33 protein-coding genes are annotated in these 26,734 nt (G+C 68.9%); 17 read left to right on the top strand and 16 right to left on the bottom strand.

Annotated features, from left to right (window positions below):
- Positions 1-46: 46 nt before the first annotated feature.
- Positions 47-535 (top strand): hypothetical protein, encoded by a 489-nt coding sequence (locus OTB20_RS12420; RefSeq protein ID WP_267751910.1) that lies wholly within the window; start codon positions 47-49, stop codon positions 533-535.
- A 4-nt stretch (positions 536-539) separates the two neighbouring features.
- On the opposite strand, the gene OTB20_RS12415 is transcribed toward OTB20_RS12420, so the two are convergent.
- Positions 540-806 (bottom strand): hypothetical protein, encoded by a 267-nt coding sequence (locus tag OTB20_RS12415; protein WP_267751909.1) that lies wholly within the window; start codon positions 804-806, stop codon positions 540-542.
- 217 nt (positions 807-1,023) lie between these two features.
- Between OTB20_RS12415 and OTB20_RS12410 the strand changes: the two genes are divergently transcribed.
- The 6 genes from OTB20_RS12410 (at position 1,024) to OTB20_RS12385 (ending at position 2,959) form a co-directional block, all read left to right on the top strand.
- Positions 1,024-1,371, top strand: coding sequence for a DUF317 domain-containing protein (locus OTB20_RS12410; protein ID WP_267751908.1), 348 nt, complete (start codon positions 1,024-1,026; stop codon positions 1,369-1,371).
- A 33-nt stretch (positions 1,372-1,404) separates the two neighbouring features.
- A complete protein-coding gene (locus tag OTB20_RS12405) occupies positions 1,405-1,665 on the top strand; it encodes a hypothetical protein (protein ID WP_267751907.1) in 261 nt (86 codons plus the stop codon).
- Between the two features lie 52 nt (positions 1,666-1,717).
- A complete protein-coding gene (locus OTB20_RS12400) occupies positions 1,718-1,930 on the top strand; it encodes a hypothetical protein (protein WP_267751906.1) in 213 nt (70 codons plus the stop codon).
- Between the two features lie 104 nt (positions 1,931-2,034).
- Positions 2,035-2,352 carry an esterase gene (locus OTB20_RS12395; RefSeq protein WP_267751905.1) on the top strand — a complete coding sequence of 106 codons (318 nt, stop codon included), beginning with the start codon at positions 2,035-2,037 and terminating at the stop codon, positions 2,350-2,352.
- Positions 2,353-2,456: 104 nt separating this feature from the next.
- Entirely contained in the window at positions 2,457-2,693 is a 237-nt protein-coding gene (locus OTB20_RS12390; RefSeq protein WP_267751904.1) for a MarR family transcriptional regulator, read from the top strand.
- Positions 2,694-2,725: 32 nt separating this feature from the next.
- The gene (locus OTB20_RS12385; protein ID WP_267751903.1) at positions 2,726-2,959 is read left to right on the top strand and encodes a hypothetical protein; all 234 of its coding nucleotides are present in this window, start codon (positions 2,726-2,728) and stop codon (positions 2,957-2,959) included.
- A 73-nt stretch (positions 2,960-3,032) separates the two neighbouring features.
- Here OTB20_RS12385 and OTB20_RS12380 read toward each other — a convergent pair whose 3' ends face one another.
- The 9 genes from OTB20_RS12380 to OTB20_RS12340 all read right to left on the bottom strand — a co-directional run bounded on the left by OTB20_RS12380 (position 3,033) and on the right by OTB20_RS12340 (position 10,088).
- Complete coding sequence (locus tag OTB20_RS12380; protein WP_267751902.1) at positions 3,033-3,437, bottom strand: hypothetical protein; 405 nt, start codon at positions 3,435-3,437, stop codon at positions 3,033-3,035.
- A gap of 106 nt (positions 3,438-3,543) precedes the next feature.
- Complete coding sequence (locus tag OTB20_RS12375) at positions 3,544-5,322, bottom strand: relaxase/mobilization nuclease domain-containing protein (RefSeq protein WP_267751901.1); 1,779 nt, start codon at positions 5,320-5,322, stop codon at positions 3,544-3,546.
- Positions 5,322-5,789: a plasmid mobilization protein gene (locus OTB20_RS12370; protein WP_267751900.1), complete on the bottom strand. Its 468-nt coding sequence runs from the start codon at positions 5,787-5,789 to the stop codon at positions 5,322-5,324. The genes OTB20_RS12375 and OTB20_RS12370 overlap by 1 nt, the downstream gene beginning before the upstream one ends.
- Before the next feature lie 194 nt (positions 5,790-5,983).
- The gene (locus OTB20_RS12365) at positions 5,984-6,208 is read right to left on the bottom strand and encodes a hypothetical protein (protein WP_267751899.1); all 225 of its coding nucleotides are present in this window, start codon (positions 6,206-6,208) and stop codon (positions 5,984-5,986) included.
- Between the two features lie 101 nt (positions 6,209-6,309).
- The gene (locus OTB20_RS12360; RefSeq protein ID WP_267751898.1) at positions 6,310-7,356 is read right to left on the bottom strand and encodes a DUF2637 domain-containing protein; all 1,047 of its coding nucleotides are present in this window, start codon (positions 7,354-7,356) and stop codon (positions 6,310-6,312) included.
- The gene (locus OTB20_RS12355; RefSeq protein WP_267751897.1) at positions 7,353-7,919 is read right to left on the bottom strand and encodes a WhiB family transcriptional regulator; all 567 of its coding nucleotides are present in this window, start codon (positions 7,917-7,919) and stop codon (positions 7,353-7,355) included. Before OTB20_RS12355 ends, OTB20_RS12360 begins: the two co-directional genes overlap by 4 nt.
- 117 nt (positions 7,920-8,036) lie before the next feature.
- Positions 8,037-8,741, bottom strand: a complete 705-nt coding sequence (locus tag OTB20_RS12350) for an ATP-binding protein (protein ID WP_267751896.1) — start codon at positions 8,739-8,741, stop codon at positions 8,037-8,039.
- Positions 8,741-9,760: a hypothetical protein gene (locus OTB20_RS12345; RefSeq protein WP_267751895.1), complete on the bottom strand. Its 1,020-nt coding sequence runs from the start codon at positions 9,758-9,760 to the stop codon at positions 8,741-8,743. Before OTB20_RS12345 ends, OTB20_RS12350 begins: the two co-directional genes overlap by 1 nt.
- Position 9,761: 1 nt before the next feature.
- On the bottom strand, positions 9,762-10,088 hold the full coding sequence (locus OTB20_RS12340) for a transcriptional regulator (protein ID WP_267751894.1): 327 nt from the start codon (positions 10,086-10,088) through the stop codon (positions 9,762-9,764).
- A gap of 347 nt (positions 10,089-10,435) precedes the next feature.
- On the opposite strand from OTB20_RS12340, the gene OTB20_RS12335 reads away from it, so the two are divergent.
- Positions 10,436-11,332: a helix-turn-helix transcriptional regulator gene (locus tag OTB20_RS12335; RefSeq protein ID WP_267751893.1), complete on the top strand. Its 897-nt coding sequence runs from the start codon at positions 10,436-10,438 to the stop codon at positions 11,330-11,332.
- A 55-nt stretch (positions 11,333-11,387) separates the two neighbouring features.
- Here OTB20_RS12335 and OTB20_RS12330 read toward each other — a convergent pair whose 3' ends face one another.
- From OTB20_RS12330 to OTB20_RS12320, 3 genes are read right to left on the bottom strand one after another with little or no spacing between them, the layout of a single operon-like run.
- On the bottom strand, positions 11,388-12,575 hold the full coding sequence (locus OTB20_RS12330) for an amidohydrolase family protein (protein WP_267751892.1): 1,188 nt from the start codon (positions 12,573-12,575) through the stop codon (positions 11,388-11,390).
- Between the two features lie 23 nt (positions 12,576-12,598).
- Complete coding sequence (locus OTB20_RS12325; RefSeq protein ID WP_267751891.1) at positions 12,599-13,714, bottom strand: MAB_1171c family putative transporter; 1,116 nt, start codon at positions 13,712-13,714, stop codon at positions 12,599-12,601.
- A 3-nt stretch (positions 13,715-13,717) separates the two neighbouring features.
- Positions 13,718-14,293, bottom strand: a complete 576-nt coding sequence (locus tag OTB20_RS12320) for a hypothetical protein (RefSeq protein ID WP_267751890.1) — start codon at positions 14,291-14,293, stop codon at positions 13,718-13,720.
- Positions 14,294-14,967: 674 nt separating this feature from the next.
- On the opposite strand from OTB20_RS12320, the gene OTB20_RS12315 reads away from it, so the two are divergent.
- Positions 14,968-15,405 carry a pyridoxamine 5'-phosphate oxidase family protein gene (locus OTB20_RS12315; protein ID WP_267751889.1) on the top strand — a complete coding sequence of 146 codons (438 nt, stop codon included), beginning with the start codon at positions 14,968-14,970 and terminating at the stop codon, positions 15,403-15,405.
- A gap of 164 nt (positions 15,406-15,569) precedes the next feature.
- Here OTB20_RS12315 and tyrS read toward each other — a convergent pair whose 3' ends face one another.
- The gene (gene tyrS / locus OTB20_RS12310) at positions 15,570-16,973 is read right to left on the bottom strand and encodes a tyrosine--tRNA ligase (protein ID WP_267751888.1); all 1,404 of its coding nucleotides are present in this window, start codon (positions 16,971-16,973) and stop codon (positions 15,570-15,572) included.
- A gap of 367 nt (positions 16,974-17,340) precedes the next feature.
- On the opposite strand from tyrS, the gene OTB20_RS12305 reads away from it, so the two are divergent.
- A complete protein-coding gene (locus tag OTB20_RS12305) occupies positions 17,341-18,351 on the top strand; it encodes an NAD-dependent epimerase/dehydratase family protein (RefSeq protein ID WP_267751974.1) in 1,011 nt (336 codons plus the stop codon).
- 20 nt (positions 18,352-18,371) lie between these two features.
- Here OTB20_RS12305 and OTB20_RS12300 read toward each other — a convergent pair whose 3' ends face one another.
- Entirely contained in the window at positions 18,372-19,694 is a 1,323-nt protein-coding gene (locus OTB20_RS12300) for a DNA-binding protein (protein WP_267751887.1), read from the bottom strand.
- A gap of 235 nt (positions 19,695-19,929) precedes the next feature.
- On the opposite strand from OTB20_RS12300, the gene OTB20_RS12295 reads away from it, so the two are divergent.
- The 5 genes from OTB20_RS12295 (at position 19,930) to OTB20_RS12275 (ending at position 23,921) form a co-directional block, all read left to right on the top strand.
- A complete protein-coding gene (locus OTB20_RS12295) occupies positions 19,930-20,145 on the top strand; it encodes a hypothetical protein (RefSeq protein ID WP_267751886.1) in 216 nt (71 codons plus the stop codon).
- A 438-nt stretch (positions 20,146-20,583) separates the two neighbouring features.
- Positions 20,584-20,943 carry a hypothetical protein gene (locus OTB20_RS12290; protein WP_267751885.1) on the top strand — a complete coding sequence of 120 codons (360 nt, stop codon included), beginning with the start codon at positions 20,584-20,586 and terminating at the stop codon, positions 20,941-20,943.
- Between the two features lie 4 nt (positions 20,944-20,947).
- A complete protein-coding gene (locus OTB20_RS12285) occupies positions 20,948-22,249 on the top strand; it encodes a radical SAM protein (protein WP_267751884.1) in 1,302 nt (433 codons plus the stop codon).
- Entirely contained in the window at positions 22,246-23,124 is an 879-nt protein-coding gene (locus OTB20_RS12280; protein ID WP_267751883.1) for a radical SAM protein, read from the top strand. Before OTB20_RS12285 ends, OTB20_RS12280 begins: the two co-directional genes overlap by 4 nt.
- A 14-nt stretch (positions 23,125-23,138) precedes the next feature.
- Positions 23,139-23,921, top strand: coding sequence for a hypothetical protein (locus OTB20_RS12275; protein WP_267751882.1), 783 nt, complete (start codon positions 23,139-23,141; stop codon positions 23,919-23,921).
- A 62-nt stretch (positions 23,922-23,983) separates the two neighbouring features.
- Here OTB20_RS12275 and aspS read toward each other — a convergent pair whose 3' ends face one another.
- On the bottom strand, positions 23,984-25,300 hold the full coding sequence (aspS, locus tag OTB20_RS12270; protein WP_267751881.1) for an aspartate--tRNA(Asn) ligase: 1,317 nt from the start codon (positions 25,298-25,300) through the stop codon (positions 23,984-23,986).
- A 497-nt stretch (positions 25,301-25,797) separates the two neighbouring features.
- Here aspS and OTB20_RS12260 point away from each other — a divergent pair, with 497 nt between their 5' ends.
- Together OTB20_RS12260 and OTB20_RS12255 are read left to right on the top strand one after the other, a co-directional pair.
- Entirely contained in the window at positions 25,798-26,193 is a 396-nt protein-coding gene (locus OTB20_RS12260) for a hypothetical protein (protein ID WP_267751880.1), read from the top strand.
- The gene (locus tag OTB20_RS12255; RefSeq protein ID WP_267751879.1) at positions 26,180-26,647 is read left to right on the top strand and encodes an NUDIX hydrolase; all 468 of its coding nucleotides are present in this window, start codon (positions 26,180-26,182) and stop codon (positions 26,645-26,647) included. The genes OTB20_RS12260 and OTB20_RS12255 overlap by 14 nt, the downstream gene beginning before the upstream one ends.
- Positions 26,648-26,734 lie beyond the last annotated feature (87 nt).

Below are 26,734 nucleotides of genomic sequence, written 5' to 3'. Positions count from 1 at the left end.
CAGCACCTCTGCCCGAAGCACCACTCCGAATGCCGGGAGTTCCACCATGCCCGACGCCACCGCACTCGATCAGGCCACGGCCATGATCGAGAAAGCCTGGGGCCGCCCGATTGAAGCTCTGGAATCCCTCGCGGTCCGCCGCCCTAGCGACGACCCGCTCCTGCGCTCGGCCATGCACATCCGCTCATCCTTGGTCGTCACCGACAACGCCGTGGCTGTTCACCAAGACCGTCTGCACGCCCTTACCCGGTCCGGCCGTGTGCCGGCCTTTTACGACCTGGAGCGGATAACCGGCTCGGCGGCGGACCTTCGCGTCGCTCAAGCCGAGAGCCGGACTTCCCTTCAGGCCATCAGCCACGTGATCGAAGCACGTGAAGCCGCCGCGACCGCGGACCGGGCCCCGGCAGCCCGGCTGGCCCAGGCCGCTGTCGCCCGCTCCGGGCGCGCTCCACGCACCCTGGGCCAGTCGCCCGATCAGCCCGCTCCTTCGGCCGTTTCCGGCCCGTCGGTGGCCGCACTGGGGCCGCACCGCTGATCGGTCAGCTGAGGTCCTCGTCGCGGTGGGCATCCCCGATGCGGGAGCCCACCGCGCGGGCCAGGTCCTCCAACGTCAACTCGACGCGACGCCCATCCGCGATCCGGTCCTCCACCACGGCGTCCTCGTCTCGCCGTCCGTCGGACTGCACACCGACAGCCCACTGGCCGTCAGCGACCATCGCGATGTCGCCCACCGTCCACGGCCGCCCGGCGGCGCGGATCTTGCGTTCCAGCCCGGCCCCGTCCCAGTGTCTGCTCGGCTCCGCCATCCCTGCTCCCCCTTCGGTCCCGTGCGGCCCGTTGCCGCAACCCAGTTACGACAACCGCGTCCACCGATCCATTCCCGGCGTCAGAGTCCCCACCGACGGCCGCCAGTTCGCCCACGGCAGACGCCGCTTCCCGGGAAAGGACTACGAACTTCGGCACACCGCATGTCAACGTACGGGTGTTGGGAAAAACCGCAGGTCAACGAAGGGACCGTCCACCGTGAACACCTCCCCCACCCTCCTGCCCGCCGTCATCCGCCCGGCCGTGGAAGACCGTCGCTGGCTCTCCTCCGACCACTGCGCGGGACCGGTGCTCGACCTCCTCGACGCCCTCGGCTGGGCGGTCGTTGACACCCCGGAGGCCAACGTCCACGCGACGAGCCCGGACGGCCGTGTCTACGTCGGTTGGCTCCCCGAGGACACCGCCGCCTGGAAGCGCGGCATCGTCTGGCAGGTCCGAGTGCAGCCCACCGAAGGCGACAAGTGGGTGCAGGAGTTCGGCCTCTACACCCCCTCCGAGGCCGTTGCTGGATTCCTCGCCGCGCTCATCGCCACCCCCACCCGCTGACCGCGCTACCGACCCCTGTCTCGGAGGAACCCCGTGGCACACCGCGCCCCGCTCACCAACCACCACGCCGACGGCACTCTCTGCCCGGCGGACCACAAGCACACAAGTTCCGGCAAGCCGCTCCACCCCGAGTGCCCCGGCCGCGCGTACACGCAAGCCATCTGCTCGTGCGGCGGCTGGGACATGAAGCAGTCCGGCAAGGGCTACGTCAACGAGAGCCGCAAGCGGCACCTCGCCAGCCACACCCAGGGGCCGAAGGTCCTTCGCGACCTGCTTCGCCTTGACGTGTCCTGACGCTCACTCATCAACCCCGCCGTGCCGTTCCGCACCGCCCTCGGAGGAACCCGTGCCCCACTACCTGACCGTCGGCCACCTGCTCCGCCAGCTCCAGGACCTTGACCCCAGCCTGCCGATCCGCCTCGCCATCAACCCGGACTTCCCCTTCACCCACTATCTCGGGGCGGAGGTCATCGTCCGGGACGGCACGGCGTTCATCGCCGACGACGGCCAGGAGGACTACCTCCCGGCGACGGTCAGCAACGCCCTCGCCTGGGCCTGACCTGTCCCACCGAGAAAACCCGGAGGCTCCCTATCTCGTCGCGATCCCGCCCTTCGCAGGCCCTTCCCCTGCACAACCTGGCCGTACGCCCCATACCGAGCGCCATGCGCGGCGCGCTGGTCCAGCGCGTCTCCGCCCTGCCCGACGGGCCGCTCGACGTCACCTGGCTCGCCGTCGAAACCCCGAGACTCCCCCTTGGCCGCATTCGCCTTCACTGGGAGCCCGCCTCCCTCGCAGGCTGGGACGTCACCGCCCACCTGGGCCTGGCCACCACCGAGGTGCACCTCGCCTCCTGGCCTGCTGCCCCAGACGACTGGCCGCGCCTGGTTCGCCCGACACTTCACGAAGTGCTTGGCCTTTGCGCCGCCCTCGCGGTCGCGACCGCCGCCCTCGACCTCTCGAACCGACTCGCCCAGGTCTGACCGAACCGCAAAAGGCCGCCCCGCGCCGATCAGGCAGGGGCGGCCTTGCCGTACGCCCAGCCGCGTGTTGCGTACGCTCATCACCGACGAACGAGGAGGACACGATGGCCGACGACCAGCAGCTCTGGGGGTACCCCGAGGTCGCCGCCCACCTGGGCATCAGCGTTGGGGCCGCCCGTAACCGCAAAAGCCGGGGCAGCCTGCCCGCGCCCGACGACACCACCGTGCCGGACCGGCCACGCTGGAGACCCGCCACGTTCCAGAACTGGAACCCGGTCGGCCGAGGATTCCGTAGCGACCGGCACAGCCCCTCCTCACAGGTGATCGCGCCATCCGGCTGACCGGCGCTCGCGCCCGCCCGTAGGCTGCGGCCATGACGTCCGATTCGCCGATGCCCTCCCCACCGTTCCCTTCGCCTGACAACGCTGCGCTCCGGGTAGTCGTCGGCAACGCCCTCGCATCAGTCCGCAACGGCGAAGCCTCTGTGGAGGACGCGATCCTTCACGCCGCCGTCCACGGCTGGTACGAGGGTCACATCCAGGGCGAGGACGAGTGCCCCGGCTGCGACTTCCGGGGTGGGCTGCCGAAGAACGGAAACCGCGGCTGACCATCCTGCAACGCCGAGGGGCGCCACCAACGTGTAGTCGGTGGCGCCCCTCGGCGTTTGGTATTCCGCTCGCCTAGTCCAGGTAGGTGCCGGCGAAGGCCCCGTCGAAGCCGAGCGCGGTGAGGCCCTGCTCGACGCTGGGGTAGGTCGTTCCGTCCGGGACGGCGATCAGGGCGTCGAAGTCGGCGCGGCTGATCTCGGGTTCGAGCCACTGGTTGCTGCAGCGGCAGCAGACCCAGACGTTGCGGCCATGGTTGATGAGCAGCCAGTCACGCCGGGCGCGGCAGGCCGAGCACATCACGGGGATCCCGCGCAGGGCCAGCTCGCGCGGGTGGCTGAGGCAGCGCGTCGCGCCGGGGCCGCTGGGTGGCTGCGTCTCGTACTCGAGTTGCAGCAGGGGGTCGGTGCCGGCGGGGAGGACAGGCAGTACGGGTGACCGCTCTGCGGGGCGGTCGGTGGTTCTGAGCACGAGCGTCATCTCCCGGTCGAGGGCCTTCTGTTTCCATCCGTAACAGCCAGTGGAACCGGTTGTCCAGGGGTTTCGCGGAGTCCGGCAGGCCGGTGACCGGCCGGCCGGACTCTGGTCAGCGGCGCGGTGGGCGGTTGCGCGGGTCGGAGGCGGCGGGGCGAGCTGCGGCCGTGGGCGCCGTCCGGGTGCTGGTGCGGTTGGCCGAGGTCTTGGGCTGGCTGATGCCGGCCTGCGGGCGGCGGGTCGCTTCGCCCGGGTGAGCGGGGAGCTGGGCGAGTCGGCGCAGGCGCCATACCAGGACGTCGTTCACGTCCTCGGCGGTGTCGAGTTCGCGCATGTCGATGGCTTGCTGCAGGAGGGCCTTGGGGTCGTGGCCTGCCTGCTCGGCCTGGGCAAGGGTGGCGGCCAGGGCATCGGTCTTCGTCGACGAGTTGTCTGCTCGCAGCCCCTCTTCCGGCAGGGCCGCACGGATGGTGGCCTCGTGGGATCGGCGTTCGGCTTCGGGCAGGGCGCGTCCTTGTTCGCGCAGCGTCCGCATGGGCGTGGCGGCAGCCTGACGGTAGGCGGCTCGCAGATGCTCGGCAGTCTGTCGGGACGCGTGGGCCTGCTGGGCATGTCCACGAGCGGAGTGCCAGCGGGCGGCCGCGAGCGCGACCAGGACCAAGGTGGAGACGAGCATGGCGGTGGTGCCGCCGTCCTCGCCACGGCCGAGAGCGCTGCCGGCCTGGATGATGCCCCGGGCCGCCGAGCGGATCGCCCGGGTGTCGGCGCGCTCCGCTCGGACGTGACTGCGGGTGGCACGCTCGAAGGCGCGGGCGGCTGCACTCAGCTCGGCGCGGGTGGCGGCCGGGGAGGTCTGCGCGACCGCGTCCAGGAGTTCACCGACCCCTACGAGTTGAGCTGCGGCTTCGTCGTCGTCGCTGTCGCTGTCGAGCAGGACTGCGGCGCGCTCGGCGATTCCGGCGGCACTGCGTCGTTCCCGCGCGGGCGGCGACCAGTTCGGTCGGCCGCTGGTGGCGGCCGAAGGCATCGTCTGCTCGGCAGTGCCGTCGGCTAGGCGAATGCGGATCTTCGGCAGGGAAAGGTCGGGGGCCAGGGTGGAGCCCGCGAACCAGATCGGCTCGCGGTCGCGGTTACGGTCGCCGGGAAGTGCGACGTTGTAGCCGATGGCGTCACCGGACGGAGCGTTTCGGATCTTCACACGGAGGCCCGCCTCGCGGAGCCTGGTGAAGAACTCCTCTTCGGTGGCCGCCCCGGCGACGGCTTGGCGGACGGCTTCGCGGAGAGTCTCGCGAGGGGCCTCGGGCCGACCGGTGCGCTCGGCCTTGAAACGCTCTGCGCTGGTGGGGGACTTGGCTCCGGTGCCGTCGCCGGACCTGAGCTGGCGCAAGCCCATCTCCTTCTCGATGCGACGGCACTCGGCCTGGGCCTTCTTGAAGTCGTAGTTCATCCTCGGACGGCGCAGGTCGCCTCGGACCATGGTGGCCAGGATGTGGATGTGGTCGTCGGCGTGCCGTACGGCGACCCAGCGGCAGCCGTCCGGGTCGCCTTCAGGGGCGAGGTTGACGGCGTGGACCAGGCGGCGGGCGACGGTGTTCCATTCGGCGTCGGTCAGGTTTCGGTCGCCGGGGTCGGTGCGAACCGAGCAGTGCCAGACGTGCTGGGCAGGTGCCGTGGTGCCGGCCTGCTTGACCCGCAGGTCCAGTGCTGCGGACAGGCGGGCGAGGGTGACCTTGGGGTCGGGGTCGGGGCTGGTGTCTCGTCCGGGGTCGGGGGCGAAGCCGTCCCAGCTCCCGACGAGGTGCGCGTCGGTGTGTTCGTCCCGTTTGCCAGGGCCGTACAGGTAGACGAGCAAGCCGTGCGTTCGTGAGCCGCGTCGGATCTTGGGGACCATCAGAGTCGCTTCTTCACCAGGGCGTCGGCCACGTCGTCGATACGGGCCAGGATTCGGGTCAGCTTTGTGAGGGCGTATTCGAGTTCGCCGGGTCGGGGCTGCCCTCCGGCGTTGTGGACGTAGGCGATCTGGTTGATGTTGTTGCCGACCCGGGAGAGGGCGGTGCGCAGGGCGGCCAGCTCGTCGATGGCGGTGTCAAGTTGTTCGTTGGTGTGCAAGGTGGTGGAACCGCGGGCGGCGGCGAGGCCGGCGGCGGCGAGGAATCGCGCGACGGTGACGCTGCGCTGCGCGGCGGCGGCAACGATCTCGGCTTTCTCTGTGTCGGAGAGGCGGGTGGTCGTCTTACGGGTGCGCTCGGTCGGGTTGCGGCTGCGGCGGCGCGGCTTGCGGTCGGGGAACGGGGACGCGCTCGGGCTCGGCTGCTCGCGGTCGCTGTGGCGGTCTGCTTCTCCCCCCGCGCCCGGCACCCCCTGGTGCCGGGCGTCCGGCTGGTCCCCGAGCGCCCTCGCTCGGGGACCAGCCGGACTTCCCCTGCCCTCCTGGGCGGGGGCAAGTGCGTACGACGGGCCGTAGGACCGTCGTACGCGACAACTTGCTCCGCCAGGAGCCGTCGTGGGGTCACGCTGCTGTCCGGCGGTGGTAATTACCGGATCGTTGGCGGTCACCGGCTCGTCTCCGGGTTTTCCTGCCGCAGTTCGCGGACGAGTTCCTCGATCCAGTCCATGGCCAGGACCGAGTGGTGGAGGGTCCAGGGGCGACTTTCCCGGGTTCGTTGCACGATCCAGGTGTTGTCGGGGCCGGATTGGGCCCGGTGCAGGTGGCCGCGCTGGTGCAGGACGGTCAGCCAGGAGTTGACCTCGATGGGTGTGGCCGGGTGGGTGCGCATGGGTTGCTCTCCGCTTCGCATCGGAAGGATGTGGGGCGCGTGTCCGGGGGCGGGTGACCGGCCGTGGTGTCCGGCTCGGTCACCCGCCTCGTGCTGTCCTGTCAGTTCCGGCCGGAGGTGACCGGCTGTCCGTGCTGGACACGGAGCTGGGCCATCAGGGCGGTCAGGGTGTCGCTGGACAGCGGTATCTGCTGACCTCGGATCGCCTGGGCGACCACCTTGCGGGTCAGCTTGTCCTCGGCCCTGACCGCTGACCGGGCGATCTTCAGCAGCTCCTCGGTGTCCGGGTCACTCCGCCGGTCACTGGCTGTCCGGGTGTCCCGGTCAGTGACCTGCGGCGGAGTGACCGGCCGGTCGGTGTCCGGCGCGTGGCTGTCCTGGTTGCCGGTGACCGGCTCGGTGCCGACCGCGCGGTCAGTGACCGGCGGCGCGGTGTCCGGCTGTCCGGGCAGGTCAGGGGCCTCGTGCGGCTGTTCGCGGTCACCGGTGACCGGGCTGCTGTCCGCAGGGGCGCTGTCCCCGGTCAGTGACCGAGGACTCGGGGCCTGCTTTTTCAGGGACGGTCGGGGCCGGTCAGTCAGGGCAGCGACCGGCTGCCCGGCGCTGACCTGACCGGCCTGCGGCTGCTGCTGACCGACCCGGTCAGTCCGGGTGACCGCGATGCCCTCGGGCCGGTCAGCCTGACCGAGGTCCTCCCGGGCAATGCCCTTGACCGGGCCCCGGGCGATCAGGATGTAGAGGTGGACCGCTCCAGCCAGCGCGAGGGGGGCGATGGTGGACAGCACTGCGACCACCGTGTCCCCGAGCCGGAGCCCGGTGTCCGAGACGACTTCCTCGTTGAGTCGCACCGCGTGGAGCGCGTTGGCCCAGATGCTGGCGGCGGTGGCCGTGCCGAAGAGCGTCCAGACGTAGAGCCGGGCGCGCAGCGGTGCGTCGCGCAGGACCAGGAGCGCCCGTATGCCGTAGGCGATGAACCCGTCGATCACCAGCGGGAAGAGGTAGGTCAGGAAACCGCGGACGTGGATGGCGACGGCCATCTGCTGGAGGGCGTCGTACGACAACGCGCATCCCGCGCCGCCCAGGGCGATGACGGCCGCGCGGTCCCAGCCGGTGATGTGCGCCGCCTTCGGCGCGCTCGCGGTACTCACGCCGCCGTGCCGAAGTCGTCGCGACCCAGGCGCTCGCCGTCGGTCTCGGGGGGCGGGGTGGTCTTCGTGGTCTGCTCCAGGTCTCGGTTGCGCAGGGCGCGGCGGAGTTCGCGGTACAGCTTCTGGGCGTGCTCCTCGGTGATCTTCAGGAGCCAGGCCAGGCGCTGCTCGGTCACCCCGTGGCGGTAGGCGGCGTGGACGACCGCGCGGCGCTCGGCCTTGGTGAGGTGGACGTCGCGGCCGGCGATGGTGTCATTGACGCGGCTGTAGTCGAGGCGGTTGGCGAGCTTCTCGTGCAGCGGCCCGCGCTCCTCCTCGGTCAGTCCGCCCCGGATGCCGTCGGTGTCGCCGCTTTCCAGGGTGGCGTCCAGGCAGGAGCGGCGGACCGGGCACTGGCCGCACAGCGACTTCGCGGCGGTGATCTTGTCGGTCTCGTCGGGCTCCGGGAAGAAGATTTCGGGGTCCACCGGGTTGTACTCGGTGCTCTGGCAGACGGCCTGGTCCTGCCAGGTGTGGTCGCCGAGCGACCGGTGGCGGGCAGGGCTGATCGTCATGGTGGTCATGCGGGTTGCTCCGATCGCTCTCCGCGCGCAGGGGCGTCGGCGGAGGGGTGCGCTGGGTCGGGAAGTGCGTGGGGCGGCGCGCTGAGGGCGCGGCCCGGCGTGGCGGCCTGCGGTGGATCAGGCTGCGGCGCGGTGGCGTCTGCGGTCGACCGGCTCGAACTCGACCCGAGTGGTCATCTGCGCGAGCCTGCTGGTGACGCGGTCGCCGAGGTAGGCGCGGAGGTCCTTGATCGCCAGGTTGGTGGTGATCAAGGTCGGGAGCATGTGGTTGTACCGGCGGTTGATCAGCCGATACGTCACTTCCTCGACCCACTCGGACGCCTTGGCCGCACCGAGGTCGTCGATGATCAGCAGCGGGCAGCGGCTGACGGCCGCCAGCTCCCGCTCACTGTCGACCCCGGGCCGGGGCCGCAGGTCGGCGTACAGGTCGGCGGCGGTGGTCGCGCGCCAGCGGACGCCGACTCCGCTCTGCACCAGCCGCCGGACCGCGCCGTACGCCTGGTGCGTCTTGCCCGCGCCGACGACCCCGGCCATCAGCAGGCTGGGTCCGGTGGTGACCTGCCGCCGGGCTCCCGGGCTGGGGGCGACGGCCGCCTCGGCGACGTCCCGGACCCAGGCCAGGACCTGGGGGTGGTCGGCGACGGCGGCCTGGTAGCGCGGGGGCATCCCCGCCGACAGGGCGTCCAGCGGGGAGAACGGCTCGGGCTCGTCGGCCAGTGCGGCGACGGCGGCCGGGTCGATGTTGCGGGCGGCCAGAATCCGGGCCATCCGGTCCAGGGTGCCCTCGCCGAGGGTCTGCGGTTCGCGGTTGCGGGTGCGCATCACAGCTCCTCGGCGTAGGCGGCGGCAGCGTTGACCGGGTTGGCCCACGCCTGGTGAGCGGGCACGTTAGGACGGTTTCCCGGCCGCGCCAAACCGCCGGAGCGTGCGTTCATGGCCTCGTTGACCATGCTGGTCAACACGCTCGGGTGCTTGGGGTTGGCTGCGAAGTTCTGCAGCCCGGCCCGGATGTGCTCCTGGGCGATGCCCTCGCCCAGGAGCTTCTTGGTGATCCGACCGAGGTGTCCGATCACGTCGTTGGGCGGGCGCTCGTCGCAGGCAGCGATGTATTCGCCGACGAGCTGGTTGGCTGAGGCGGTGGCTGCGGGCGCTGCGCGCCCCGTAGGGATAGAAGATCCAGGATCCAAGATCCTAGATCCAGGCGCCGAGCCCTCTCCGAGGCTTCGGGGAAGGTTCGGGGAACCCTCGGCGAATGCGCCCTGACCTGCGCTTTTCATATCCGCGCCGCTAGGGGTGCCAGCCATGCCGTCGAAGGCGTCCTGCTGGGCGGCGGGAGCCTGGTCTGCGTGGCTGCGAGGCGTCGCGGCGGGCTTCGCGGGCAGATCGAGGGCTCGGGGAGCGTTCGGCGAAGCCTCGGCGAGCCCTCGGGGAAGGGTGGGCGACTCCTCGGCCCGCTTGGTGCAGGTCGCCTTGCAGGGGCCGCACCGGTCGGCACCATGGTGCTGCGGGCAGGAGGGCAGGCGGGACTGGCTCGGCTTGTCGATCTTCTGGTGCTCGGACCAGGTCACGATGTGGAGGTAGCGGCGGCCGTCGCAGCCGGTGTACCGGCAGATCAGGCCAGCGTTCGCGAGTTGGTGGAGGTCGTCCTCGACGTGGACCGAGGTGTGCTCGGCGCGCAGGGGCCAGAGCAGCCCGGCGATGATCGCGGCGTTGTCGCGGTGGCGACCATGGTCGTCGGCCTGGGTGAGCAGGCCGAAGAAGGTCCGCTCTGCCTCGACGCTCACTTCGGCGAGCGACTCGGAGACGAAAGCCTCCGGCTTGATGGTTCGTATCCGCGCCATGTCAGCGGCCCCGACCGGCGGCGATCAGGTCGCTGCGGGTGAGGGTCGCGTCGGCGAGGTCGAAGGTGTGCGGTCGTGTCCAGTCCGCCTCCGGCCAGACCCGCAGGATCCAGCGGGCTGCGACCCTGGCGGTCGTCCGGCCCAGCTCCATGGTCTCCCCGGCCTCGTCCCTGACGATGGCGTGCGGGTGGGGCCACGCCTGCTTCGGGTCGTTGAGGCTGACCCGGATGGTGGCCGCGCCCGGAATCATGTCGGCGAGCTGGGCGGCGAGGCGGTGTTGGCGGTCGATATCCGGGCAGGCCAGGGTTCCGCTCGGCATGGCGAGCATGCGATACTCCGTTGTTTGTAGGAGTGCGGTGCGGCGGTTCTCGTGCAAAAGCCCCGCCGCCCGCGAGATGTGAATTGCGCCCCTTGGGGTGCCGGCCCGGCGCTTGGGAGTTGGTAGCTCCCGGGCGCCGGTTTTCGTTGCCTGGTCGCGTCACGGACCGCTCGCTTGCATCGCCCCGTCTCCTCCCCGGTGTGTCTCTGACCGACGTTCTCCTCGGCAGGCGCACGGCCTGGCTGCCGAGGGCAGGGATGCGAATCCCCGTGTTTTTCGGTAGCCTGAAGCTATCTTGGTTCATGAGAAAGGTCAACGGACCGATGTTTCTTCGGTTCACACAAAGATGAGGTCTCATGCCAGCTCGACACTTCGATAGGACTCGTGTGCGCTCGGTACGTCGCGCCGCCGAGATCTCGCAGTCGGACGTGGCATCTGCCCTCGGAGCTGCGGATTCGACAGTGGCAGGGTGGGAGCTGGGCTCATCCGTGCCGGATCAGGAAAAGTTGCCCGCCCTCGCCGGGGTGCTCAACCAGCCGTTGGACGTCCTGTTCCCCCGCGACGGCTTGCCCGACCTCACTGACCTACGGTGCGACGCCGGCCTCTACCGGTACGAGATGGCAGCGGTCATTGGTACCAAGAGCGACGGTCCAGTGGCCGGTGCGGAGAACGGCATCCGGCGCCTCAAGGACAGGTACCTCCCTGACCTGGCGGAGGCGTATCGCGTCACCGTGGACGAGGTGAAGCGAGCGCAGGAACGGTCAATGGCGAAGGCTCGGGGCGAAGAGGTGGAGGGTGAGGCTGCCGCCATCGCGGCGGTCGAGGAGCCGCCCCGAACGCTGGCTGAGAAGATCACCCTCCTTCTGGAGCGCTCGTACCCGTCGGGGGCGATGCCGGGGGACGGAGCGATCGCGGAGGCCGTGAACGCTTACGCGGGGTCGCAGGTCACCACTGCCGAGAAGGTGGAGGCCCTTCGTACGGGCACCGACGAAGCCGAGGCCCCTGCTCCGGTCGTCCTGGAAGGTCTCGCCCAATTCTTCGGCGTCACGCGCCTGTACTTCGAGCCGGACGACGCTGTCGCCCGGCAGGTCTACGAAGGACTTCGCCTGATGTCGGCCGCCAAGAGCGGGAAGGTGGGACGAGTGCGGGCCCGCGGTCTCGGCGCGGAGGGTCTGTCGGCCGACGTCCTCTCGATCCTGAACGATCTCGCGATCGAGTTCGAGAAGAAGGCCGCCCCCGACGCCAACGAGTAGTGCCCTGTTCCCAGGACTCAGGGAGTCGCGGGAGCAGGGCGCTGAACAGCCCCTTCTACTCGGGTGCTGCGTTGGGCTCGTGGCGCAGGCCGGAGGCGAACACAGCCCGGACGTTCTTCAACGCGTCGAGGTCCGCGAGCGGGTCTCCGTCGACCAGGAGGAGGTCCGCGCGGTAGCCGGGAGCGATCCGCCCCGTTGTGGAGCCCAGCCCCAGCGCCGTGGCCGCTTCGGACGTCGCCATGTCGAGGATCGAAGCGTTCGCCAGGCCCAGGTGGGAGTAGAAGGACAGGGCCGGGACCAAGCCGTCGAAGCCCGCGCGCTGCACTCCCGCGTCCGTTCCGGCCACCAGGCGTACGCCCGCGTCAGCCATCCGCCGCACCAGGTCGAACATCGCGGCGGCCCGCTCCTCGCCGAAGATGCGGGGGAGCATCTGCCAGTGCGGGCTGACCGCCGGGCAGACGGTAATTCCCCGGTCGATGATCTGCTGCACCACGTCCGGCCGGAAGTCGAGGCCACCGTCTGCCATCCATGTGCAGTGCTCGATCGTGTCCACACCGGCCACCACAGCCGCGGTGATGCCGTCGGCACCGTGTGCGTGGGCTGCGACGGGGATCCCTGCCTTATGGGCTTCGTCCACCAGGGCGGTCAGTTCCTCTGCGGTGAACTGGGACTGGTGGCTCTTGGGGCCATCCTTCGTCAGGCCGCCGCCGGTGACCATGGCCTTGATGACCCCGGCCCCCGCTGCGAGGTTGCGGCGGACGAGGTCGCGGATCTCGGCTTCACCGGAGACCTCGCCGCCGAGGAAGTGGCAGTGCCCGCCCACGGTGGTCGCGGGTGTGCCCGCGGACACGATCCTCGGACCAGGCGTACGACGATCGTTGATCTCCGCAGCCAGACGAAGCGCCAGACCACTTCGGTCACCGAGGTCACGGGCCGTGGTGACACCACTGAGCAGGAGCTGTTCCGCACGACGGCGCATGTCCTCGAACAGGACCTCATCCGTCGAGCCCTGGAGCGTGGAAACCGGATCAGGGCCGCCGTCGAAAGCGAGGTGCACGTGCGCGTCGATCAGCCCCGGCAGAACGGTTCCGTCGAATGCGAAGTGTGAAACATCGGCGCCGGCCTGCTGCACGATCTGTTCGCGCGGCCCGACAGCAGTGATCGAGTCGCCCTCGATGAGAACTGCGCCGTCCTCCAGGTAGGTCCCCGAGTCGACAAGCACTCGTCCACCGGTGATCAGCATCTTGTCTCCTTGATCATTACGAGTCATGCGGCATCACGCAGCGCGTCGGACACCTCAATCAGTTGTGTCACATCCGACTGCCGGTCGCTTCCCAGAGCCATGGCGAGGGGGACCGCTCGACGGGGTGCAGGGACGCCCTCCCCGATCCGGGCCGAGGCTCGGCGGAGCCGGGCAGCCAGCTCGGCCGAGTCGATACCGTGGACCTCGCTGTGGTCGTCCTCATCGAGCAGGTAGGGGCTGATGTCCACCAGGCCATCACGGCACTCCACGATGCGGCGGTGGTAGCGCCGGTGCACGCCGCGGGCCCGCCAGCGATCCAGCGCGGCCGGGGACGCCGGCCTCAGCACGTTCTCGGGATACGCCTCTGCCAGCAGCTTCCACAGCGGGGCAAGCCGACGATGATCACGCCGGTGCCGGAGCCAGAGCCGCAGGGAGGAGATCCGGGCTCGCGCACCGGAGTACGTGATACCCGCTGCGAACAGCAGGATGGACGCCACCAGGAGGAAGGCCACGGCCGCCATAAGAGGATGTGGCACGTCCACGTCGGCCCAGCGAACGGCGACGATGACGGCGCGGATCGCGCAGGCCACGGCCATCGTTCCCAGGCCGACGGCGGTCATCCAGAGCCCGGTGGAGTGCGGGCGCCGGGACATGCGCGCGTAGCGGCGAGTCCACCGATACGCCATGCCAAGGGCATACATGAGGTAGAGACCGGCCCCGCCGTAGAAGAAGGCGATCTGCGGAATCGACATGTCGGCCGTACTGAAACTACCGGCGAAGACCTCATGCGGCACCGACACCGCAGCCACGGTGATCGCGACCGCGACGACTCCGACGACCACGGCTTCCCTGCGTGCCCGCTGGCGCCCCACTTCTTCGTCAGCGGCGGAGTGGAGGTAGAAGCACATGAGGAAGTAGACCGTCAGGAGCAACAGCACGTTCTGGATCAGCTTCGCCGTCCCGTGGCCGGCGACCGTGTCGACGCCGGACGCACCGCCGGGCATAGCCACCGGGTACGACAACGCAGCGCAGAACAGACAGAGGGTGACAGAACGCAGAGGCGCGTCATTAGGGGATCGCTTCAGCTGGTAGAGCTTCCAGGCGAGAGCAGCCACGAGCCCCAGGAGTAGCAGTTCCACGGGTTACAGCCATCCTCGCCGGTCACCGAGAGCCGCCTCTACCCGCCGAAGCGAGGGGTCATCCGACAGCGGAGTGGCGCCGTCCAGCAGGGAAGACCACTCCAGGATGATCGTGGCCACCAGCTCGACAGAGCACTCTTCACCGTCGTCGTACGAGCACCGGCGCGCGACGCGCTTGATCGTCTCGGGGTCGAAGACCGGCAACATGGTGGCCCAGCCCTCGACGAAGACAGCCGCCTCCTCCTCGAAGTCGACCGCGGAGACCTCTTCCGTCTGCTCGACTTCGGTCGTCTCCGCGGCCTCTTCGTTCTCCGCGACGAGGATGTGACCTACCTCGTGGAGAACGATGTGATCTTGATGCAGGCGGGTTGTCTCCTGCTGGAACAGGATCACGTCATAGCCCTCGTACTCGACCCACATCCCCGAGGGCCCCGGCTTCGGCAGCGGAGCCTCCCGCAGGTAGAGGGGGCGCCCCCGGCGTCGGCTGAGCGCCTGGCAGAGTTCTTCGACGTCGAGCGGGGGAGTAATCCCGAGGTCTTGCAGCTCACGCCGAATCAGACGGTGCAGATCCCCCTCCACGGTCCGTTTCGCGGCTGTCCGCCAGCGCCCGAGGCGCCCACGGCTGGCTCCGCCCTGTGCAGGAACCGTCGGCCTCTCCGCGACTCGGCCACTCTTCTCTGACCACACTGAGTAACTCCTCCAACCGGCAGGTGATGGCTCCCCCGAGCCGGGGCGACATCGCGCCCGTGTCGATGACGTCCGGTTTCCTACGCCGGAATCGACCGCAGTCGGACATGCCTACATGCCCCACAAGCCTCAAGGGGCCCGGATGCCTGGCCTCCAGAGCGCTTCGCACCCCACGAATGTCACGTACGCGAACACGATCTGAGACAACCGGCGAGCTGCCGCAATGGAGCCTCCGGGAACTCTTGGACAGTACGTGACGGTTCAGACAAGGCATTGTCTGAAAAGCATGATCAATCCGTGTAGCCCGCACGTAACCCTGCCCCGTCAAAACGATCTAAATCGGCCATCAGTGCACGAGGGTGCACTCCTGAGCTGGCCTTTTGCGTCCTGGCGTGGACGCTTCAAGCTCTCGGATTACATGTCGAGCCCGTTACGAATGTGAGATATTTTCCGTTGAATGTCGTACGACATATGGCATCGAATCGGGCTAATTAACCGTCCAGGCCGTTTGTGGTCGCGGTCACTTCAGGGCAGTTCGGGCAACTAGAGCCATTACGCTTCCTGTCATGTCGAACGCGATATCCGGCCAGAGTGATGACTACCGCCAGTTCTGGAATGAGTACCACCTGTGCACATTGACGACGCTGCGGCCTGACGGCCGTCCGCACGTTGTGCCCGTCGGTGTGACCGTCGACGCTGCCGCCGGAGTCGCCCGAGTTATCACCCGCAAATCCAGCCGGAAAGTCGCCAACATCCTGGCGGGCGGCAGTGCGGCCCGGGTCGCGGTGTGCCAAGTCGACGGGGGCCGGTGGGCCACGCTCGAAGGCGTGGCTGAGGTCTGCACCGACGCGGCAGCAGTCGAAGACGCGGTTTCCCGTTACGGGCAGCGATACGGGCGTACGCCTGCCCCGGACCCTGAGCGCGTCGTCCTTCTGATCTCGATCGAACGGGCGATGGGCCAGACGTTGGGGGCCCGACCCAAGACAGCCCAGGCCGCGGCATAGCGCGTCGGTCAACCCGCCATAACCCAGGGCTACCGGACCCCTCCACCGCCTGTCAGGCGCCGGACCCGGCTGGTCCGCGGTCTGGCGTCGCTGCCCGTCTTGACGTAATCGCTCGGTTCGAGCGGCGCCGACCCACACAGGTGAGCCGACGCCATAACTCAATCTCAGGCCTCGATGCGGGCGACCTTACGACCCACCTTGAGGTAGAGCTCGGCACCGTCGAGTGCCCCGACCTCGCTCACGACCGCGCTGAGCGCCTGCTGGACGGAAGCCTCCGTGAGCTGCGTGCTCTGCTGCTCTCCGTCCGACTCACGGATGAGGCGGAGGCCGTTCTGCTGGGCCACGCGGCGCACGGCGGAGATGCTGGGAGCGAAGTCCAGCGTGCGGCTGATCAGCGCCCCGAGCGTGTCCTCGGCGTGGTCCTTCAGGGAGACGACGGGGAGGTTCTGGGTGTCCCCGAAGGAGCGCTTGGAAAAGCGCGCCGTGAACTCAGCGCGGGCGGCGGCAGCGGCGTCCAGGCCGTGGAGAGCGGCCACCACCTCGCCGGCGAGGATGCGCTTGATCGCCATCGGGTGCGCGGTTCCCTCCTCCAGGCGCTTGGTGACCACGCGGATCTCGTCGTCCGTCCACTCGGTCAGCAGCTTCAGGTAGGGCTCGACGACGTGGTCGGGGATGGACATGAGGCGGCCGTAGACGTCATCCGGGGTGGCGGTGAGCGCGACGTAATTGCCCTTGCTCTTGCTCATCTTGGCGCCGGTGCCGTCGGTGCCCTCGATCAGCGGGGTGGTGATGACGATCTCTGGGGTCTGCTCCGAGATCTCCATGACCTTGCGGCACATCTGGAGGTTGAGGAGCTGGTCCACGCCACCCAGTTCGACGTCCGCTGTGATGGCTACCGAGTCCATGGCCATGACGACCGAGTAGACGAACTCGGCGACGGACAGGCCCTGCCCCTCGGCGAGCCGGGTGCGGAAGTCATCGCGCTGGAGGGACATGGAGACCGGCACGCGGGCCAGGATTTTCACGAGCTGGGGCAGGCTGACCTTGTTGAGCCACTCGCCGTTGAAGCGTAGGTCGGCCCGCTTGAAGTCGATGAAGGGTGTGACCTGCTGCTGGTACGTGCTGAGGTTCCGGGTGATGTCGTCGTCAGTGAGGGCAGGACGCTCCGAGGAGCGCCCGGACGGGTCACCGATCTTCGCCGTGACGTCACCGATGATGAAGACCACATGGTGACCCATGCGCTGGAGTCGGCTCGCGATGATGATCGGTACCGCGTGGCCGAGGTGCACGTCGGGTGACGTCGGGTCGATGCCGTACTTGACGACGAACGGACGGCCCGCGGTCTGGGCAGCGGTGATCTTCTCGGCGAGTGCCGAGGCTGAGGGGATCATGTTGATCGCGCGCCCTTCGACCAAGGCGGCCTGCTCCTGAGGGGAGAGGTCGGAGAGGTCGAGAGAGCGCCGGGCTGTTGTCTCGTCCAGGAGCTGAGCGACCGTATAGTCCGCGCCCAGGTCCGATCCATCGAGGATCTGCATGACGCGGGTGACGGACTCGCTCAGACGGCTCATGGCGCCGATACGCTCCTGTGTCTGCCAACTGGGTTGGCCAGTGTGGATGAGAAGTGGTGACCCTATCGTCGTGGCTGATGCCGCCGCATTCGAATAGTCACTCCCGGTTTCGCTGTTCTTGATCATTCGAAAACAGGCGCCTGTGGTCGACCAGTCACGGTGCTCGAAAGCGCCCTGGTCCATGGGCCAAGAGGGCCGCCCGAGCAGGCGGCATCGATCAGCATGGTGGTGCAGGCTACTTACGCCGGTGGATGTCAGGTTCCACCGGGCCACCCCACACTTCGCCGGGCTCAACCGCTCGCAGCGAGCGGCGGGATGGTGCCGCATGACAGTTCGTGGCAGGGTCGTCCTCATGCGGATTCTCGTGATGGGCGGCACCTGGTTCCTTGGTCGGGCGATCGTTGACGATGCACTTCGACGCGGGTGGGAGGTATCGACGTTCAACCGGGGCCGCTCCGGTGTGGTTGAGGGCGCCGACACCGTCCGGGGTGACCGGACGAGCCCCGACGACCTGAAGCGGCTTGCCTCACGCGGACCGTGGGATGCCGTGATCGACACCTCCAGCAGCGAGTTCCCACCCCGTGACGTGCTCCTCGCCACCGACATCCTGCGCCCGGCCGCCGCCCGGTGGGTACACGTCTCCACCGTGTCCGTCTATCAGGGGTGGCCCCACCACCCGCTCACCGAGGGCTCCCCGCTGTTGGAGTGCCCGCCGGACGCCGATGAGTCGTTCGGGCACACAGGCGCCGATGGCAGCCCGACGAAGTACGGGTTCCAGAAGGCCGGTGGAGAGGCTGCCGTACGAGCGGCCTTCGGGGACGACGTGGTGTTCCTGCGGCCTGGAGTGATCTTGGGGCCTGGCGAGTACGTCGGCCGCCTCCCCTGGTGGCTCACCCGTTCCCAGCACGGCGGCCCGATCGTCGTCCCGGCGCCGGCCGCCCAGATGATCCAGCCTGTGGACGTGCGGGACGTCGCCGCCTTCGCCGTCGATCAGGCCGCTGGCACCGATGGCCCCGGTCGGGCGTTCAACATCGCCCACCCCGAGGGCATCAGCTGGGCTGACTTTATCGCCACATGCCTGGCCGTCACTGGCAGTACCGGCAGCCCGGTCTGGGCCGATGAGGCGGCGCTCACCTCGCACGGTGTGAAGCAGTGGACGGAGCTTCCGTTGTGGCGCACCCACTCCGGGGTGTGGTCCGTCAACGCCTCCCGTGCCGTGGCGGCCGGGCTCCGCTGCCGTCCGCTCGCCGACACCATTGCCGACACCTGGGCGTGGATGCAGGCCGACGGCCGACCGGTCGACCACCCGCGGTGGGACGAGCACGGAGTGGACCCGGTCAAGGAAGCCCAGATCCTCGCCACCCTCAGCCACTCGTAGGCACAGGGGGCTGGGCAGTGTCAGGGCTCGATAGCGAGGAGTCCGCTCCCCGTGCCCAGCTGCCGCGGCGCCGAGAGGCGCCCGAATTCCTCGATCTGTTCGCCGAGGCTGACGGCCACCCGCGTCCCCCTGAACGCGGGGGCGGTCAGAGCCCGCCGCAAGCCGCCGGTGCGCTCCAGCAGCCCCGCCACGCGCTGTTCCGCCGGGATGAGCCACACCGTCTCCAGCGTCGCCGCTGCCGCGTCCAGGTCGCCCCGAAGCACCTGCGCCGCGGCGAGGTCGGCCGCGGCCTTGCCCCGTACCGATACCGACTGCCGGGCCGGCGGCCGGGACGCGACCAGATCCAGCGCCCGTTGCGCCGTCACCTCCGCCCCAGCCCCGTCGCCGACGAGCAGAGCGGTCGTGCCGTTGGACATCAGCAGTCGCTCCTCGTTGAAGGCGAACTCACCGCCGACGTCGTCGTGCAGGGCGTCCCGCTCGCCGCTGTCCTGACGTTTGGATGCGACAAGCGCCTGGGTGGCCCGCTCCCGGTCCCCGAGATGGCCGTGAGCGCGGGCCTCGATGGACAACAGCCGCCGCCTGGCCATGTCACCAAGACCGGCGTATGCCAGCGCACTCCGCGCATGCCGTACGGCCTCCGAAGGCCGACCCGTGAAATAGGCGCAGATCGCCAAGGAGCCAGTGGCGTAGGCCCGTAGCGGATCGAACCGCGCCATCTCCCCGTACAGGGCCGCCGAACGGGCGAGGCGAGCCGAGTCATCCAACGCGCCGAGGTCGAACGCGGCGGTCGACAGCAGTGCGCACGCCTGTCCCGCCACGATCAACAGGTCCTGCTGCTGCACGGGCACCTTGGTGAGTCCGCGTTGGTGCTCGGCCTCCGAGCGGAGGACCCTGGCCCGCCGGAACACCTCGAAGGCGCTCGCGGCGCCGTACGAGCGGGCGAGGGACAGGGCGTCCTCGCGGAGCTGGTCAATGGTCGTGTCGGATACGGACTGCGCGGCGGCGGCACCCGCCTCGTTAGCAGCGTCTCGTGCGGTCATGGCGATTTCACTTTCGAGGTTGTACGCAGTGGGAGGAGCCGATGTCGAGGTCGACGGCGCGGGTGGCGGCCCGAAAAGTGCCGCGGCCTCCACGTCGAAGAGCTGCTCCAGTACCCGGCAGGTGTCCGGGCCCGGCATGGTTTTGATCCGGCCCGACGTCCAGCGCCGGAACTGTGCCTCTGACACCGACATGCCGTGCACGCCTGCTTGTGCGGCTGCACGCTCGAACGCTGTGGCGAAGTCCCTGTATCGCCAATGCCGTTGCTGGACTAAAACGCGCAGCAGCGTGGCCGGATCGTCCATCGGTCGCTCCCTCAAGGTCAGAAGACGGGCCACTTCGCCCCGCTCCACTTCGTGCCTACTGGCCAACACCCCTGCTGCGCAATGGAATCCGTGCAGATGACATGGCGGCGCCACCTCCATGACACCCCGGTCACCCTGGTGAGCGCCAGATGACACCGCCTGCGTCGTGGCCGTGACACCCGCACCAGGGGGATTCTTACGCCACTTCGAAGAACCCAGCGAAAGGGAGTGGACCGTGAGCAGCCCTCGGCTTCCCCGACGAACCCCCGGAGAGACCAGCACGCGCTACGAGGCCGTGGTGGCCCCGTATGTGGGGACGGACGCCGGCACTACGTCGAACCGCCGGGATCTGCCCAAGGCCGCCGAGGCGTTCCGTAGCCGGAACGGCGATCCCTCCACCTGGAGTTCCGCCCAGTTCGACGCCTTCCTCGGCCTCGGGGGAGCCCAATGAACGCGACCACGGAGGCGAACCTCTGGGTCACGGAGGACACCGGGCACCGGCTCCTCGGCCAAGGCGTTGCGCACCCTGCCAGCGGACGTCACGGAACCGTAGCTGCGGTCCTGATCTACGTATCGAAGATCACCGGTAGGCCGGTCAGGAAGGTGGCGCACATGCGCCCAATGGACCACTCGGGTCGGGAGTGGACCGCCGACCCGGACACCCTCCAGCCCCTATGGCCGATCTCCCCGCCGGCATCGGACAGTGGCACGCACAGCTGAACAGGCTTCCCGCCCGTTGTCGGCCAACGGTCGACAGCAGGTGGGGAACGGCGCCCCAGGGCGCTGCGCACCAAACCGGCGAGGTGCGTACGGCACCGGACCGGTGGCTAGCAGAGCGGATCAGAACGGCCCACCTCGGGCAGTCACCCTTCCATCAAGGAGATCAGTTATGCCGAAGCCCAGGCGAGAGAAGCAGAACCACTTGATCTACGCGGACGTCGTGGACTCCAAGTCCAAGGCAGGCGTGTGGATGGGGGAGCGCGCCTCCTTCCGCGACAAGCAGGCCCGCATCCTGGAAGCCCTGAAGGACCGTACCGACTGGGTCAGTCTGGAGGGCGCGGTCATGGTTATCAGCACCGAGCCGGCCGGTCTCACGGTGATCGCACCGAACCCGACACTCCCCGGTGTGATCGTCCTTTCCGACGGTGGTTCCCCCGCGGCCTCCGCCCGACTCCAGGCCGACGCCGAGGAGCAGGTCCGCGCCGTCATGGCCAAGCTGGGCATCGCCGAAGAGGAAACGGCGGCCTGACCCAGTGGCCACTCCCCAGCTGCTGTGGGGGAAATACTTCCAGTACGACCGGGACGACGAGGCTGTCCTCCTCGACCCGGTCACGCTGGAGAGTGTGCTTCTCGACCCCGGCGAGGTCTCTGACCTCGCCGGGGTCCCCCCGACCGCGACACACTTAGCCCTCGCCGGGCTCGGCTTCACCCAGGACGGCCCTGCGGCCGACCGCCGTGAAGCACTCCACCACCGCCTCCACACCCTGGGTATCGACCCGACACCGCGCCGGATCAGCGGCCTCCGGGTGGTGCTCACCGACCGCTGCAACATGGCCTGCACGTACTGCTTCGTCGACACCAACAGCGGCAAGCCGGACATGACGGAGCAGGAGCTCGCCGCTGGCCTTGAGTTCCTGTTCGAACAGAACGCGGGGCAGGAAGAGGTTTCTATCCAGTGGTTCGGCGGCGAGCCGACCATCCGCTTCGACCTCATGCAGTACGGCGACGCACTCGCCGACACCCTCGCGGCCCGCTACGGCGTAGCGCGGGTCCGGCGCACGGTCGTCACCAACGGCGCCCGACTGACGGACGAGGCCCTCGACCACTTCGTACAGCGCGAGTACGGGGTGGGCATATCCATCGACGGCCCTCCGGGCATCAACTCGGCGAACCGGCTGCTCCTCGGCGGTCAGCCCGCCGACGACCGCATCCGCCGCAACGTCCGGCGCCTGGTCGAGGCGAAGGGCCTGCACGTCGGCTGCAACCTCACCCCCACGGCGTCCAACATCGGGCGCCTGGCCGAGAGTGTGCAGTGGATCATCGACGACCTCGGCCTCAAGTTCATCTACGTCAACACGCCCATCCCCACCGGGGGTGAGTGGCGGGTGAACGGGGCGGACCTGGCCCGGGAGCTCTACGAGGCCCGCCTGACCGCGCTCGGGAAGGGCGGGATGCTCTTCTCCGTCCTCGACCGGGCCTTCCAGGCCCTCGACACCCGCCGGCCCATGCTGTTCGACCACATGCAGGGGGATCGCAGCCTCAACGCAGCTTTGCTGCCCGGCAACCGGGTCAGCGTGTGCGACATCAACTTCACCGAGCCCTCGTTCCTCCACACGCTCGACGCGCTGCGCTCGGATCCCGGCCTCCTCACCAGGGCGACGAAGAAGGTCGCGCCGATCCCCGAGTGCGGTGACTGCCCGGCGCTGGCCATCTGCGGAGGCCCGTCCCGCAACGAGCAGGCGCTCATCGGCGGTAGCACCCCCGACCCGCAGATGTGCGCCTTCTACACCAACACCGTGGCCATCGCGGTATGGGACAACACGGGGGTGCAATGAGCGCCCCCGTCCGCACGGCACTGGTCTCGACGGCGGGGCACTGCGAGGTCGCGTGCAGCTTCTGCTTCCGGGCCGACCGCGCCCGCGGCTTCCTCACCACCGCCACGTACACGCGTGCCCTGTCGCGGCTGAAGGAGACCGGGGTGGAGGGCGTGTGCCTGACCGGTGGTGAGCCGACCCACCACCCGGAGCTCCGGCAGCTCGTCCGCCTGGCTCTCCAGTTCGGCATGACGGTGTCCATGGTGACCTCGGCCCGCTCGGAGGCTGAGGTCTCCACCCTCGCGGAGGTCGGTCACCTTTTGACCAACGTGACTGTCTCCGCAGACTCGCAGGGCGCTATGGCTCTCGGCCGCACCACCCGGACCGCGGCTTCGGCTGTCGCGACGCTGGACGCCGTGGACACCCCCTCGAAAGTCCTGCACCTGACCTACTGGGATGTGGGCGGGGAGGAAGCCACACAGCTCGCCGGCCTCCTGGCGGGGAAGGGGATCGACGTCCAGCTGAGCCCCGTCCTCCTCTCCGAAGACGCCCTGCGCCGGGATGGTCGATCGGTTCAGGACTCTCTGATGCAGAGGGCGCGCGACACGGCGTCGCTCGGTCGGCACTTCCGTCTGTCCAACGGATATCGGTCCTACCTAGACGATCTTCGGCGGATGCAGCTGTCCGAGGAGGAGAGCCACCCATGCCGGTCGGCAACCCCCTACGTGTCCGCCAAGGGCGAGGTGCGGCACTGCCCCTATGGCGCATCCGAGATCAGCGTTCACGCCCCGCGTACCGAGATCCGAGCCTTCCTCGACGCACCGGCCACAGACCGCGTCGTACCCGACTGCGCCGCCATCTGCCGACCCGCATCCCGCGACTGCGCGGCGGCCTGACCGTGGAGGTCCACGTGCAACCGTCGGTCTCCGTCACCGACCCCGACGACTTCAGCACCCACTGGAGGCAGCCGCCGAACTTCCGCATGCAGGTCCCGTTCGACTACCTATTCCTGCCCGCAATCGACATCCTCGACCACATCCGCCGGGACGACGAGGTGCGCTTCACGGTCCTCGGGGAGGACGACTGGGCGGTGCGCATGGAGCGCACCGCCGCGTTCCGGACGGCCCCGGTCGAGGAGATCGCCACGTGGCCGTTCCGCCTGGTGCACTTCAACCTCGCCCGGTTCTACGGCGATATCCTGGCCGGCTTCCAAGAAGAGGTCATGGTGCCCTGGCGCACCTATCTGTCGTCGCAGGGATTCACGTGGCAGCGGTGCGCGCCCATCCTGTTCCTGTCCACCGAAGGGGCAGCCTCGACCTACCACAACGACAACTCACACGGTCTGGTGTGGCAGGTCCAAGGGGTCAAGACCTTCCACAGCTACCACAACCCCGACAAGCACCTGTCCCCCGAAGCCGCGGTCCTCGGTGAGACCACCGCCGAAGATCCCCCACCGCACGACGAGGCGCAGCGGCAGTCGGTGACCATGCAGCCAGGCGACCAGCTGTGGAGCCACGCCCTGACCCCGCACTGGGTCACCACCGAATCGCCGCTCGCGCTCAGCGTCACGCTCTCCCACGGCGGCCTCTCCCACCGCGGCCGGTACGCCGACCGCGAGCTGGCCCTGCGCGACCACTGGGACAAGAACCCCGCCGAGGCGTGGACCCTCGACCTCGGCCACACCCGGTACTGAGCGAGCCCCAGCTGCCCCACCGCCAGACAGGGCGGTGGGGCAGAGGTGCGCCTACCCCTGGCTCAGGGAGTCAGTCGGTTCGGTCCCCGGAACAGGAACGCGGCCTCGCGGATGGAGTCCAGGCCGAGCATGACCATCAGGATCCGACCCAGGCCGGCGCCGAGGCCGCCGTGGGGCGGGCACCCGAAGCGGAAGATGTTCATGTAGTCCTGCATCGGCTCGGTGTCCATGCTCTTCTCCTCCGCCTGCTTGAGCAGCACGTCGGAGCGGTGCTCTCGCTGGGCCCCGGTGGTGATCTCCAGGCCCTTCCAGAGCAGGTCGAAGCTGAGCGTGAGGTCCGGTCGGTCCGCCGGACGCATGTGGTAGAAGGGCCGGATGCTGGCCGGGTAGTGCGTGATGAACACGAACTCGTGGCCCGTGAGCTCCTTCATGTGGGCGGCGATGGTGCGCTCACCTTCCGGGTCCAGGTCCTCCTTGACGCCTTCGGGGTCCCAGCCGCCGGCCCGCAGGATCTCCTGCGCCTCGGCCATAGTGATCCTGGGGAACGGAGCCTCCGGCACGACGACCTCGATGCCGAAGACCTCCCGGATCGCCTCACCGTGGACTTCGGCGACCTTCGCAATGGCGTGGGCGAGCATCCGCTCCTCGAACGCCATCACGTCCTCGACGTCGTCGATCCACGACAGCTCGACGTCCACGCCGGTGAACTCGGTCGCGTGCCGGGAGGTGTACGACGGCTCGGCTCGGAAGACGGGCCCGATCTCGAAGACTCTGTCGATGCCGGCCGCCACCGCCATCTGCTTGTAGAACTGCGGCGACTGCGCGAGGTAAGCCGACCGGTCGAAGTACCCGAGCTTGAACACCTCCGCGCCGGACTCCGACGCGGTGCCCATCAGCTTCGGCGTGTGCATCTCCGTGCAGCCGTGTCGCATGGCGTACTCGCGCAGCCCCTGCTCCAGGGTCGTCTGCGCGGCGAACACCATCTGCGCGGTGGCCCGCTTGCGTACGTCGAGGAAGCGCCAGTCGAGTCGGTGCTCGGGGCCGGTGTGCTCGTCGATCGGCAGGGGCGTCTCCGCCCGGTTCAGCACCTCGATCGTCTCGGGGACGAGCTCCAGGCCGCCCAGGTTGACCTGGGCTGCCGCTACGACGCGGCCAGTGATCCGGACTGCGGACTCGGGAGTGAGCGATTCGATGGCGGCTTCGATCGGGCCGCCGTCGCGCTTGTGGGTCACCTGGACCATGCCGGAGTGGTCCCGCAGGATGACGAACTGCATCTTGCGTTGCAGGCGGAGTGCGTTCACCCAGCCGGAGACGGTGACGGTCTGGTCGAGGTGTGCGCGTAGGTCAGATGCCAGTACGCGGCTAGTCGTGTGGATCATCGCAGCCCTCCAGGGGCGTCGTCATGATCCCTTGGAAGCGTGGGCGAGAAGGGTACTCGCGGTGCCACCACGCCTTTGCCACCGCCAGACAGCGGCGGCCTCATTCAGCCCGATGACGGGGGCAAACCGGCGGGGCATTGGGCCCGGGGGCCTTTCCTCCCCGCGCTCGGGAGGGTCTTCACCATGGGTGCGAGTCCGCCTTCACAGCTGCCGGCGGCTCTCTCTTCTCGCGTGATCCGTGGCTACTCGTCTCCGTCGACGCGTTGAGATGAGGATACGGATACGTCCCGGCTCGACGCAACGGAAACGATCGAGACACGCTTCTGGAATTGCCCCCAGCAAGGGCGGCAGCCTCGGTTCGGGTACACCGATCGCCCCGTCCCGACCGTCTGCGCTGGCGGAGGCCCCCAGCCAACTCTCCCCCGTGCCCGCAAGACCCTCACCGACGCCCAAGACAGCGGCTGCTGGAAACCCCCGCACCAAGGGGCACGGCGAACGTGCTCCTCCCGTCCCCGTTCTCCGGGCGTGGCCTGTGCTTCGGCGACCCAAGCGGCCAAGCAGTCGCCATCCAGGACCGCGAGGAAGGCATCGGCGACACTCTCGCCGCGAAAATCCGCGCCTCCCTCACCTACTACCGCCACTTACTCCCCGAAGCCGCCTACGGAGTGCAGCTGCACGGCACCACTCTCTACACCTCATTGATCCGCTACGACGAGCTGCCGGTCAACCGCCAGTCTGGGGGGCCCGCCCGCGCCAAGCCCTTCCTCCACCTCAAGAGAGGGGACGGCACAGAGTGGTTCGACAACTACGCTGAAAGCTTCCAAACTGTCTGGGCCGCCGCACGGTCCTGGATTCCCGACCAGAAGGGGACCGCCGCACATGGGCAGGACTGAGTACTACAACGACCCCGCCGCGCCACAGGCGAACACCCTGATCCCGGCCAGCAACCTGCTCGTCGTCGACGACAGCGGCGCCATCCTGCTCCAGCGGCGCCGCGACACCGGCCAGTGGGCCTTGCCCGGCGGAGCCCAGGACATCGGCGAGACCGCAGCCCAGTGCGCCGTGCGTGAATGTCTGGAGGAGACCGGCATCGAAGCCGCGATCAGCGGATTCCTCGGGGTCTACACCAACCCCCGCCACATCGTCGCCTACTCCAACGGCGAGATCCGCCAGCAGTACGAGAACACCTACATCGGCCGCCCGGTCGGCGGTGAGCCCACTATCAACGACGAGGCTGACGGAGTCCGCTTCGTCCAGCCCGCAGACCTCGACCAGTACGACATCCACGCCAGCATGCGCCAACAGATCGGTGACTACCTCGCTGGCACCTTCCCCCATCTCGGCTGAGCCATGAACTCGGCCGCTCGAGTTGCCGCCCATTGCGAGTGCGCGCCCGCCTCGGAAGTACAACGCTGAGCTCTGCGTCTCCATCCC

The sequence above is a fragment of the Streptomyces sp. H27-H1 genome (assembly GCF_026627445.1).
In the GTDB taxonomy this organism is placed as follows: Bacteria; Actinomycetota; Actinomycetes; order Streptomycetales; family Streptomycetaceae; genus Streptomyces.
The sequence above is the reverse complement of the archived record's forward strand: the minus strand, read 5'-3'. Positions and strand labels throughout refer to the sequence as shown.

Coding starts and splice junctions, on each gene's coding strand:
- OTB20_RS12340 (WP_267751894.1), bottom strand. CDS start 10,088: ATGCTCGCCATGCCGAGCGGAACCCTGGCCTGCCCGGATATCGACCGC.
- OTB20_RS12380 (WP_267751902.1), bottom strand. CDS start 3,437: ATGACGCTCGTGCTCAGAACCACCGACCGCCCCGCAGAGCGGTCACCC.
- OTB20_RS12350 (WP_267751896.1), bottom strand. CDS start 8,741: ATGCGCACCCGCAACCGCGAACCGCAGACCCTCGGCGAGGGCACCCTG.
- tyrS (WP_267751888.1), bottom strand. CDS start 16,973: ATGAGCCGTCTGAGCGAGTCCGTCACCCGCGTCATGCAGATCCTCGAT.
- aspS (WP_267751881.1), bottom strand. CDS start 25,300: ATGATCCACACGACTAGCCGCGTACTGGCATCTGACCTACGCGCACAC.
- OTB20_RS12365 (WP_267751899.1), bottom strand. CDS start 6,208: ATGCGCACCCACCCGGCCACACCCATCGAGGTCAACTCCTGGCTGACC.
- OTB20_RS12395 (WP_267751905.1), top strand. CDS start 2,035: ATGCGCGGCGCGCTGGTCCAGCGCGTCTCCGCCCTGCCCGACGGGCCG.
- OTB20_RS12390 (WP_267751904.1), top strand. CDS start 2,457: ATGGCCGACGACCAGCAGCTCTGGGGGTACCCCGAGGTCGCCGCCCAC.
- OTB20_RS12355 (WP_267751897.1), bottom strand. CDS start 7,919: ATGACCACCATGACGATCAGCCCTGCCCGCCACCGGTCGCTCGGCGAC.
- OTB20_RS12345 (WP_267751895.1), bottom strand. CDS start 9,760: ATGGCGCGGATACGAACCATCAAGCCGGAGGCTTTCGTCTCCGAGTCG.
- OTB20_RS12290 (WP_267751885.1), top strand. CDS start 20,584: ATGCCGAAGCCCAGGCGAGAGAAGCAGAACCACTTGATCTACGCGGAC.
- OTB20_RS12300 (WP_267751887.1), bottom strand. CDS start 19,694: ATGGACGATCCGGCCACGCTGCTGCGCGTTTTAGTCCAGCAACGGCAT.
- OTB20_RS12415 (WP_267751909.1), bottom strand. CDS start 806: ATGGCGGAGCCGAGCAGACACTGGGACGGGGCCGGGCTGGAACGCAAG.
- OTB20_RS12280 (WP_267751883.1), top strand. CDS start 22,246: ATGAGCGCCCCCGTCCGCACGGCACTGGTCTCGACGGCGGGGCACTGC.
- OTB20_RS12385 (WP_267751903.1), top strand. CDS start 2,726: ATGACGTCCGATTCGCCGATGCCCTCCCCACCGTTCCCTTCGCCTGAC.
- OTB20_RS12420 (WP_267751910.1), top strand. CDS start 47: ATGCCCGACGCCACCGCACTCGATCAGGCCACGGCCATGATCGAGAAA.
- OTB20_RS12335 (WP_267751893.1), top strand. CDS start 10,436: ATGCCAGCTCGACACTTCGATAGGACTCGTGTGCGCTCGGTACGTCGC.
- OTB20_RS12305 (WP_267751974.1), top strand. CDS start 17,341: ATGGGCGGCACCTGGTTCCTTGGTCGGGCGATCGTTGACGATGCACTT.
- OTB20_RS12315 (WP_267751889.1), top strand. CDS start 14,968: ATGTCGAACGCGATATCCGGCCAGAGTGATGACTACCGCCAGTTCTGG.
- OTB20_RS12375 (WP_267751901.1), bottom strand. CDS start 5,322: ATGGTCCCCAAGATCCGACGCGGCTCACGAACGCACGGCTTGCTCGTC.
- OTB20_RS12255 (WP_267751879.1), top strand. CDS start 26,180: ATGGGCAGGACTGAGTACTACAACGACCCCGCCGCGCCACAGGCGAAC.
- OTB20_RS12330 (WP_267751892.1), bottom strand. CDS start 12,575: ATGCTGATCACCGGTGGACGAGTGCTTGTCGACTCGGGGACCTACCTG.